Genomic DNA, 10411 nt, shown 5'->3' on the forward strand with positions numbered 1-10411 from the left:
CGAGCGGCGCCGGGGCCGGCCCCGGGGCGGGATCGGGCGCGCCGCCCCGGGGAGCCGGCCCGCGTCGGCGAGGGCGCGCCGCAGCAGGTACTCGATCTGGGCGTTGGCGCTGCGCAACTCGTCCGAGGCCCAGCGGGCCAGCGCGTCGTACACCGCCGGGTCGAGGCGCAGCAGCACCTGTTTGCGCTCCGCGCCCCGGCGGGGGCTGCCGTCCGTCACTGGTACAGGGTGCCCGTATTGACGATGGGCTGGGCGGCGCGGTCCCCGCACAGCACGACGAGCAGGTTCGACACCATCGCCGCCTGCCGCTCCTCGTCGAGCGTGACGATGTCCTCCTGGCGCAGCCGCCGCAGCGCGGCCTCGACCATGCCGACGGCGCCGTCCACGATCTCCCGCCGGGCCGCCACGACCGCGCCGGCCTGCTGCCGCTGGAGCATCGCGGACGCGATCTCCGGGGCGTACGCCAGATGCGTGAAGCGCGACTCGACGACCTGCACGCCCGCCGCGTCCACGCGGGCGGCGAGCTCCGCGACGAGCTTCTCGGTGATCTCCTCGGCGTTGCCGCGCAGCGACAGGTCGTCCACCTCGTGGGCGTCGTACGGGTACTCGATCGCGATGTGCCGCACCGCGGCCTCGGTCTGCGTCGCGACGAACTCCTGGAAGTCGTCCACCTCGAACGTCGCCTGCGCGGTGTCCCGCACCTTCCAGACCACGACGGCCGCAAGCTCGATCGGGTTGCCGTAGGCGTCGTTGACCTTGAGCACCGGCGTCTCGTTGTTGCGCACGCGGGTGGAGACGCGGCGCCGCGTGGTCAGCGGGTTCACCCAGCGCAGCCCGTCGGTGCGGATGGTCCCGCGGTAGCGGCCGAACAGCTGCACCACCCGCGCCTCGCCGGGCGCCACCATGTTCAGCCCGCGCATCGCGAGGAACGCCGCGATGATCACCACGATCCCGGCCGGGATCATCGCGCCCTTGACGGCCGTGTCGTCACTCGCGGCGGCCACGGCGAGCAGCGCCACGCCGACGACCAGCCCGAGGAGCCCGAGCAGGAGCGCGAGGCCCCCGCTGATGCTGTGCGCGGTGACCTCCCTGACGTGGGCGTGCGGCATCTGCGGCACGTCGGGCGCGGTGCCCTGCGGCCCGCTCCCCGCGTCGGCCGCCCGGGGGGCCGCACTCGTGCCGGACATCGGGCCGGACGCCCGGCCGTCACCGGGCCGCTCCGGCTCGCGCCCCTGGCCGTTCTCCGGATCTCCGCTGCTGGAAGCCATCTCGCTGCCCCGTCTTCCTTCGTGGGCGGCCCCGGCACGTCCGGGCCGTGCCCCCCGCCGTCGTCTAGCAATCTGATATCAGATTAACGCATCCGGCAACCGTTCGTCCTTGCGCGGAGTCGGTTCCAGTGGAGAGGGGTGGTTCTTCTCACGCCCTCCGAAGCCGGATCGGCCCCCATGCGGCATAGGGCACGGTGTTAGTTTTCTGAGCTGATTTGCACAAAGTTCAACCCGATTCCGGCGACGGGGGCCTCGACGCGAAGCACCGGTACGGAGACCTGAGAGCGGAGCGACACACCGATGGGCCGAGCTGATGAGCGGCGCGCCCGGCAGCAGGCGGCGCGGCGGGCCGGCCGCGGCGGGCGCGCGGGCGGCAACCCCAAACGCGGCATACGCCGCCTTTTCACCTGGAAGAAGATCCTCGGAACGTTCCTCGGCCTCGCCGTGATCGTGATCGGGGGCTTCGTCTTCGCGTACATGTCCGTGTCGGTGCCCGCGGCCAACGCCGACGCCGAGCGCCAGAGCAACGTCTACGAGTACGGCGACGGCAAGGTCCTCGCCAGGACCGGCGCGATCAACCGCGAGATAGTCGGGCTCGACCAGGTGCCCAAGGGCGTCCAGCACACGTTCGTCGCGCTGGAGAACAAGACCTTCTACCAGGACTCCGGCGTCGACTTCAAAGGCACCGCCCGCGCCCTCCTCAGCACGGTCACCGGCCACGGCAAGCAGGGCGGCTCGACGATCACCCAGCAGTACGTGAAGAACTACTACCTGAACCAGGACCAGACGGCGAGCCGCAAGCTCAAGGAACTGGTCATCTCGCTCAAGGTGGACCGCAACAAGTCCAAGGGCGACATCCTGGCCGGGTACATGAACACCAGCTACTACGGCCGCAACGCGTACGGCATCCAGGCCGCGGCGCAGGCCTACTACGGCGTCGACGCCTCGCAGCTCAGCGTCAACCAGGGCGCGTACCTCGCCGCGCTGCTCCAGGCGCCGAGCCAGTACGACTGGGCCGTCGCGACGCCCACCGGCAAGGCGCTGGTCAAGGCGCGCTGGAACAACGTCCTGAAGAACATGGTCTCCATGCACTGGCTGTCCGCCCAGGACCGCGCCGGCATGAAGTTCCCCGTGCCGATCAAGCCCCGGCCGCAGGCCGGCCTCGGCGGCCAGACCGGCTACCTCGTCGACGCGGCGAACAAGGAGCTGGAGAAGCGCCTGGAGGGGCAGGGCGAGTCGGCCTCCGACGCGCAGGCCCGGGTCGCCGCCGGCGGCTGGACGATCACGCTGAACGTCGACCGGGCCAAGGAGGCCCAGCTGGAGAGCGCGGTCAAGCACCAGCTGACCTCCAAGCTGGAGCCGAAGGACCGGCCCCGCGACGCGGACGCCCAGGCGGGCGCCGTCTCCGTCGACCCGAAGACCGGCAGGATCCTCGCCCTGTACGGCGGCAAGGACTACATGACGCACGCGACGAGCAACGCGACGCGCGAGGACTACCAGCCCGCGTCCACGTTCAAGCCGGTCATCTTCGCCACCGCCCTGGAGAACGCGGCAAAGACCCAGGACGGCAAGCCGATCGACGCGAACACCGTCTACGACGGCACGAGCGGCCGGCCCGTGAAGGGCAGCGACATCGCCTTCGCGCCGACGAACGAGGACCACACGAACTACGGCCCGATCACCGTCCAGAAGGCCATGGACGACTCGGTCAACTCGGTCTTCGCGCAGATGGGCGTCGACGTCGGCATGTCGGACGTGCTCAAGACCGGCGGCAAGCTGGGCATGGACATGGAGGACCAGAAGCCGTACCCGTCCCAGACGCTCGGCACGATGGGCGCGAGCCCGATGCAGATGGCCGGCGTGTACGCGACCTTCGACAACCACGGCAGGCTCGTCACGCCCACCATCCTCAAATCCGCCGAGCACCAGGGCGAGAAGGTGGCCCTGCCGAACCCGATCGGGCAGCAGGTGCTCACCCGCAACACCGCGGACTCCGTCACCTCGGTGCTGACCGGCGTGGTCGACCAGGGCACGGGCTCCATCGTGAAGAACAAGAACTTCCAGGTCGCGGGCAAGACCGGCACCTCGGACGACGACGTGTCGGCCTGGTTCACCGGCTTCACCCCGGACATGGTCACCTCCGTGGGCCTCTTCGGCGAGGCCGCCAAGGCGGAGAGCGTCGAGGGCAAGAAGTTCCCGCAGTACGGACACGTGCCGCTGACCGGCAGCGGCGGCCTGACCGCCCAGGGCGGACGCGTCAACGGCGGCGGATACCCGGCCCAGATCTGGGGCGAGTACATGGGCGACGCGGACAAGGTCCACGGCGCGCAGGGCAAGTTCGACCTGGACACCGACCAGGGTGCCGCCGTGGCGCCGCCGCCGTCCCCGACGCTCTCCCCGTCGGACAGCTCCTCGCCGAGCGTCTCGGACTCGCCCTCGACGTCGGACAGCCCGCCGCCGTCGCCCACGCACAGCGAACCCGCGCCGCCCCCGGAGACGACGCCCGGAGACGGGCAGTCCTCGCCGCCGGCGAGCGAGCCCCCGACCGGCTCCACGCCGCCGTCCCCGCCGGTCTCGCCGATCCTCCCGCCCGGCAGCGACGCCGGCACCGGGGACGGCAACAACGGCCAGGAGGAGCAGAACAACGGGCTGCTGGACCGCTGAGCCCGGCGGGCCGCACCGGGCCGCACCGGACGGACGAGGGCCCCGGACGGCGCGTACGCGCGCCGTCCGGGGCCCTCGTGCCGCACCCGTACCGCGGGCGCGGGGGAGGAGGCGTCAGCCCCCGTTGACCTTCTTGGCGATTCGGTCGCCGACGCCCGCGTCGATGTTCCGCCAGTACTGGATCGCACGCTCCAGCACCGGCTTGGTGACGCCCTGGAGCAGATGGCCGGACACGTTGGAGACGAGCCGGTCGCGCTGCGCGTCGTCGAGCACTTCGCGGACCATCGTGCCGGGCTGGCCGAAGTCGTCGTCCTCGCGGTGCGGGGTGTACGCCTCGCGCACCATCTCGCCCGCCGCGGCCCAGCCCGCCGGGTCGCCGAAACGGTTCCCGAAGTCCGCGGCCGGGCCGCCGTAGGAGTTCGGGGCGTACGGCATCGACGCGTTCGACGGCGTGTACCGCATCGACCCGTCCCTGCTGTACGAGTTCACCGGCGCGTGCGGCCGGTTCGGCGGCAGCTGCGTGTAGTTGGCGCCGATCCGGTACCGGTGGGTGTCCGGGTACGAGAACAGCCGCCCGAGCAGCATCTTGTCCGGCGAAGGCCCGATGCCCGGCACCATGTTCGACGGCTCGAACGCGGCCTGCTCGATGTGGACGAAGAAGTCCTCGGGGTTGCGGTCCAGCACCATGCGGCCCACGTCGATCAGCGGGTAGTCGCCGTGCGGCCACACCTTGGTGAGGTCGAACGGGTTGAACCGGTAGTCCGCCGCGTCGTCGAACGGCATGATCTGGACCTTGAGCGACCAGCTCGGCGCGTTGCCCGACGCGATCGACTCGTGCAGGTCGCGCCGGTGCTTGTCGGCGTCGTGGCCCGCCAGCTCGTCCGCCTCGGCCTGGGGCAGGTAGTCGATGCCCTGGTCCGTCTTGAAGTGGTACTTGACCCAGAAGCGCTCGCCGGCCCCGTTGATCCACATGTACGTGTGGGAGCCGTAGCCGTTCATGTGCCGGTACGTCCTCGGGATGCCGCGGTCGCCCATCAGCCAGGTGACCTGGTGGGCCGACTCGGGCGACAGCGTCCAGAAGTCCCACTGCATGTCGTTGCTGCGCAGCCCGGTCGCCGGGTGCCGCTTCTGGCTGTGGATGAAGTCCTGGAACTTGATCGTGTCGCGCACGAAGAAGACGGGCGTGTTGTTGCCGACCAGGTCGTAGTTGCCGTGGTCGGTGTAGAACTTCAGCGCGAAGCCGCGCGGGTCGCGCCACGTGTCGGGGGAGCCCTGCTCGCCCGCGACCGTGGAGAACCGCGCCAGCATCTCCGTGCGGCGGCCCGGCTGGAAGAGGTCCGCCTTCGTGAACTGGCTGACGTCGTTGGTGACCTCGAAGAAGCCGTACGCGCCGGACCCCTTCGCGTGGACCACGCGTTCGGGCACCCGTTCACGGTTGAACTGGGCCATCTTCTCGATGGTGTAGTGGTCCTGGAGCAGGATCGGACCGTCGGGGCCCAGGGTGAGGGAGTGCTCGTCACTCTCCACCGGAATGCCGACGTTGTTCGTGGTGAACGGCGCCTTCGGGGGTGACTCTGTCACTTTGTGGCCTCCCATGTGCGAGAAGGCCCGGGGGGTCCGGGGACCGCCCCCGGCAATGGCTGCGGAACCGGTCCGCCCACGGGGCTCGCGATGCGCGTCCCCGGGCGGGCACGGGACCCGCCTGCCCCAGTGAACCTCCAGTACACCCCTCCGGCAACACTTGGACGCCGTCCAGCCCTGGGGCCCGTCCGGGCCCGGGGGGCTCGGGAGCCGGGCGCGGGCGCGCGGCACCCGCCGTGCACGGGGATGCGCGCCGCGTACGCGCGGAGGGAGCGGGTGCCCGCGGCCTCACCCGGCCGGGTGACGCCGCGGGCCCGGGGAGGCCCTCAGGCCCCCGTCGCGATCTCGAACCAGACGACCTTGCCGGTGGACAGCCGGGTCGCACCCCAGCGCCGTGCCAGACGGTTGACGAGGAACAGCCCGCGGCCGCCCTCGTCCGTGTCCCGGGCCCGCCGCTGCCTCGGCAGCTGCGGCGAGTCGTCGCCGACCTCGCAGCGCAGCACGTCCGTGCGCAGCAGCCGCAGCGTCACCGGCCGCTCCGCGTAGCGCACCGCGTTCGTCACGACCTCGCTGATCAGCAGCTCGACCGCGTCGCTCAGCTCCTCCAGCCCCCAGCGCGACAGCGCCTTGCGGGCCAGCCGCCGCGCCCGGCCCGGCGCCGCGTGCTCCGGCTCCAGGAACCAGTACGCGACGTCGCTCGGCGCGATCCCGTCGAAGCGGGCCGCGAGCAGCGCGATGTCGTCGTCCCGGTCGCCGGGGCCGAGGACGTCCAGCACGTCGTCGCAGAGCGCCTCCAGCGGCGGCGCGTGGTCAGGACCGGTCAGCCGCGAGGTCGCCTCCAGGCGCTCCCGCAGCTGCTCGATGCCCGTCCACACGTCCCGCAGGCGCGACTCGACCAGGCCGTCCGTGTACAGCAGCAGCGTCGCGCCCGACGGCGCGTCCAGCTCCACCGCCTCGAAGTCGACCCCGCCGACGCCGATCGGCGCGCCCGGCGGCACCTTCAGGACCTCCGCGCGCCCGCCCATGTGGAGCAGTATGGGCGGCGGGTGCCCCGCGTTCGCGATGGTGATCCGGTGCGACACCGGGTCGTACACCACGTACATGCAGGTCGCGATGCGGTCGGTGCCGAGCCGCAGCGCCTGCTCGTCGAGGTGGTGCAGGACCTCCTGCGGCGGCAGGTCGAGCCCCGCGAGGGTCTGGGCCGTCGTGCGGAACTGGCCCATCACGGCCGCCGACGTCATCGAGTGGCCCATCACGTCGCCGACTACGAGCGCGACCCGGCTGCCGGGCAGCGGGATCGCGTCGTACCAGTCGCCGCCGACGCGGGCCGTCTCGGCCGCCGGCAGGTAGCGCGACGCCAGCCGCACGCCGGTGGGCTGCGGCAGGTTCTCCGGCAGCATCGTGCGCTGCAGCTCGTCCGCGATGTACGCCTCGCGGCCGTACAGCATCGCCTTGTCGATGCCGAGCGCCGTGTGCGTGGCGAGCTGCCCCGCCACCAGCAGGTCGTTCGGGTCGAACGCGGCACGCTCCGCCCGCCGCAGGAAGACGGCCGCGCCGATCACCCGCCGCCGCCCGCGCAGCGGCGCCAGCACCACCCGGTGGCCGCTGGGCAGCAGGCGGTCCTCGCCGAGGAGTTCGGGCAGGGCCGCGCGCGCCGTGCCGGAGTCGCCGAAGACGGGCCGCACGCCGCGCAGCACCTCGCCCAGCGCGCCGCCCATCCGGACCTCGCACAGCTCGGCCGCGGGCAGCACGTCGCTCGCCGGGTCGAGCAGCAGGGTGCTCGTGGCCGGCACGCCCGACAACTCGCCCATGTCGGACAGTTGCGAGGGGAGGCCGTTGAGCGCCTCGACGTCCTCGCCCGACAGCCTCAGCCGGTCCGTGCGCCGCAGCCGCAGCACGAACGGCGACACCGGCCGCTCGTCGCCCACGGGCAGCGGGTCGCGCAGGTAGACGAGTATCGCGTCGGCGAACGTCGGCACCGTCGCCCGGCACAGGCCGAGCACGATCTCGTCGAGGTCCATGCCGCGCGCGATTCTGCGCGTCGCGGCACCCACGAACCGCAGCATGTCGCCCTCGCGCCGGGCCCCGACCGCGGGGTCGAGGCCGGGGCGCTGGGGCGCCACGGCGGGCGCGGGGGCGCTCTCGCCCTGTGCGCCGGGCCGTGGCCTCGTGCGTTCCTGCGGCCTGGCTGCGAGTGGCTGCCGGCCTTCGTGGGAGGTGGGGTGCTCCGTCACGCGTGGAATTCCGTCCGTCCGGGCCGATGGTGCGAGGGCGCCGCCGGGTGGGCGGGGCCTGACGCGGAGAGGGTGCGTCCACTGCTCAGCATGTCCGCCGCCCCCCTCCTGTGGTACTCGGCTTTCTCACGTCCGCTGCGTATGACTTACGGTCAGGTCGTACGCCGGGACGGCCCGTTGGGGCGCCCTGGTCCGGACGACGATCCTACGTTTCAACCCTGTGACACGGCCCAGGGTCTCACGCCGAGGGCACTCGGCGCGCCGACCCGGTCCGGTCCCAGTCCGCCGGGAGATCGGGCACGGTCCAGGCCGGATCCGGCCGCCAGTTCTCCCAGCCGTCCGAGAACGGCGAGCCCCAGGCCACGACCGAGGCGAGGGCGTCACGGCCCGCCGCCGAAACCGCTCGGGCCTGGTCCGCATCCATCAGTCCGTCCTGCTGAGCCTGCGCGAACTCGTCCTCGTCCCGCCACTCCCAGGAGCGGTCGGGACGGACGTCGATGTCGAGGAAGTGGTCCTCGGAGTCGATCCCGCCCTCCCAGCGTGAGTGAGGGCTCTCCAGATTGACGTACCAGCTCTTGAAGCGCCAGCTCTCGTCCCACCACAACCAGACGGACCACGGCTGGCCGGGCCGCGCCAGCATCAGGATCCCCGGCCCCGACCAGGGGGACAGGCGCACCGCGCGCGGAGCGGTGTAGCGCGTCGCGAGCGGCTCCTCGTACGGCAGCCGGCCGTCCGCGAGGACCGGACGCACGCACGTCGTGCCGGAGGCCAGCCACAGCGCCAGCAGCTCCGCGTCGTCGCGCACGACCGTCACCGGCCGGCAGATGTGGATGTGGTCCTGCCCGTTCTCCCGGTACCGCCACAGGATCTGCGTACCGGGGGCCCAGCGGGGCTCCTCGTGCGGTGCGATGTCCCTGTCCGTCATGAGCAGATCCTACGGGCGGGTCATGCGCAGGACGTCGAGCGCCTCGTCCAGCTGTTCCAGCGTCAGGTCGCCGCGCTCCACGTAGCCCGACTCCAGGACGACCTCGCGGATGGTCTTCTCCTCGGCCAGCGACTTCTTGGCGACCTTCGCGGCCTCCTCGTAGCCGATGTACTTGTTCAGCGGCGTGACCACGGACGGCGACGACTCCGCGTAGGCGCGGGCGCGTTCGGCGTTGGCCTCGATCCCGTCGACCGTGCGGTCGGCCAGCAGCCGCGTCACGTTCGCCAGGAGCCGCACCGACTCCAGCAGGTTCTTCGCCATCACCGGCAGCATCACGTTCAGTTCGAAGTTGCCCGCAGCGCCGGCCGTCGCGACCGTCGCGTCGTTGCCCACCACCTGCGCGGCCACCTGGAGGACGGCCTCCGGGACGACCGGGTTGACCTTCCCCGGCATGATCGAGGACCCCGGCTGGAGGTCGGGCAGGCGGATCTCGGCGAGGCCCGTGCGCGGCCCGGACGACATCCAGCGCAGGTCGTTGGCGATCTTCGTGAGCGACACGGCGAGCGTGCGCAGCTGGCCCGACGTCTCCACCAGCCCGTCCCGCGCGCCCTGCGCCTCGAAGTGGTCGCGGGCCTCGGTCAGCGGCAGTCCCGTCACCCGGGCGACCTCGGCGATCACCGCGGCGGAGAACCCGGGGGGCGTGTTGATGCCCGTGCCGACGGCCGTGCCGCCGAGCGGCAGTTCGGCGAGCCGGGGGAGCGAGGCGTTCAGCCGTTCGACCGCGTATCGCACCTGTGCGGCGTACCCGCCGAACTCCTGTCCGAGGGTCACGGGCGTCGCGTCCATCAGGTGCGTACGGCCCGACTTCACGACCTCCGCGAACTCGGCGCTCTTGCGCTCCAGCGAGGCGGCCAGATGCTCCAGCGCGGGGACCAGGTCCCGGGTCACGGCCGCCGTCGCCGCCACGTGGATCGACGACGGGAAGACGTCGTTCGACGACTGGGAGGCGTTCACGTGGTCGTTCGGGTGGACGGGACGGCCGAGGCGCTCGGAGGCGAGCGTCGCGAGCACCTCGTTGGTGTTCATGTTCGAGGAGGTACCGGAGCCCGTCTGGAACACGTCGATCGGGAAGTGCTCGTCCCACCGGCCCTCGGCGACCTCCTCCGCGGCCGAGCGCACGGCCTCCGCGATGTCCGGGTCGACGACCCCCAGTTCGGCGTTGACCTTGGCGGCCGCCGCCTTGATCTGCGCCAGGGCCCGGATGTGCGCGCGCTCCAGGTGCTGCCCGGAGACGGGGAAGTTCTCCACGGCACGCTGCGTCTGGGCCCGCCACTTGGCGTGCGCGGGCACCCGCACCTCGCCCATCGAGTCGTGCTCGGTGCGGTATCCGGCGCCGTCCGTGCCGCCGGGGGCGGCGGGGACGTGCGGGGCGGCCGGGTCGAGGGGGAAGTGCGGGTCGTGCGGGTTCTGCTCGGTCTGCTCGTTCGTCATGCGGTCCTACCTCCTGCAACCGTCAGCGTCGGGGTCGCGCCGATGTGTTCCCCGCGGGACGCGTCTCACAACGGCGGTGGCCGCGGCGGCCCCGAAGGTCGTGCCGTGCCCGGGCCTCCTGGGGCCGGGCGGCGGGGCGACCGGACCGCGGCCGCCGGCTGCCCGTACGACGCGGTGGGCAGGGCCCGCCGGTCCCGGCCCGGCGGCGAAAAACCGGCCGGGCGGCACGGCCGACCGGGGGAACCGGG

7 protein-coding genes are annotated in these 10411 nt (G+C 72.3%); 1 reads left to right on the plus strand and 6 read right to left on the minus strand.

Translation table 11 applies throughout. The features are described from left to right. Nucleotides 1–219: type II toxin-antitoxin system antitoxin (locus L1885_RS16545; RefSeq protein WP_235797888.1), on the minus strand; the 219-nt coding region annotated here is incomplete at its 3' end. After that, entirely contained in the window at nucleotides 216–1109 is an 894-nt protein-coding gene (locus L1885_RS16550; RefSeq protein WP_372481959.1) for an SPFH domain-containing protein, read from the minus strand. The genes L1885_RS16550 and L1885_RS16545, both read right to left, overlap by 4 nt. 459 nt (nucleotides 1110–1568) lie before the next feature. Here L1885_RS16550 and L1885_RS16555 point away from each other — a divergent pair, with 459 nt between their 5' ends. Then, on the plus strand, nucleotides 1569–3932 hold the full coding sequence (locus L1885_RS16555; protein ID WP_235797889.1) for a transglycosylase domain-containing protein: 2364 nt from the start codon (nucleotides 1569–1571) through the stop codon (nucleotides 3930–3932). Nucleotides 3933–4046: 114 nt separating this feature from the next. Here L1885_RS16555 and L1885_RS16560 read toward each other — a convergent pair whose 3' ends face one another. The 4 genes from L1885_RS16560 to L1885_RS16575 form a co-directional block, all read right to left on the minus strand. Next, nucleotides 4047–5513, minus strand: a complete 1467-nt coding sequence (locus L1885_RS16560; RefSeq protein ID WP_235797890.1) for a catalase — start codon at nucleotides 5511–5513, stop codon at nucleotides 4047–4049. A gap of 326 nt (nucleotides 5514–5839) precedes the next feature. Beyond that, the gene (locus L1885_RS16565) at nucleotides 5840–7747 is read right to left on the minus strand and encodes a SpoIIE family protein phosphatase (protein ID WP_235797891.1); all 1908 of its coding nucleotides are present in this window, start codon (nucleotides 7745–7747) and stop codon (nucleotides 5840–5842) included. Nucleotides 7748–7985: 238 nt separating this feature from the next. After that, complete coding sequence (gene fomD, locus L1885_RS16570; RefSeq protein ID WP_235797892.1) at nucleotides 7986–8672, minus strand: cytidylyl-2-hydroxypropylphosphonate hydrolase; 687 nt, start codon at nucleotides 8670–8672, stop codon at nucleotides 7986–7988. A gap of 9 nt (nucleotides 8673–8681) precedes the next feature. Further along, nucleotides 8682–10163, minus strand: a complete 1482-nt coding sequence (locus L1885_RS16575; RefSeq protein ID WP_268984164.1) for a class II fumarate hydratase — start codon at nucleotides 10161–10163, stop codon at nucleotides 8682–8684. Between the last annotated feature and the right edge of the window lie 248 nt (nucleotides 10164–10411).

Origin of the sequence: Streptomyces fuscigenes (genome assembly GCF_021556455.1) — a bacterium.
Taxonomy (GTDB): domain Bacteria; phylum Actinomycetota; class Actinomycetes; order Streptomycetales; family Streptomycetaceae; genus Streptomyces; species Streptomyces fuscigenes.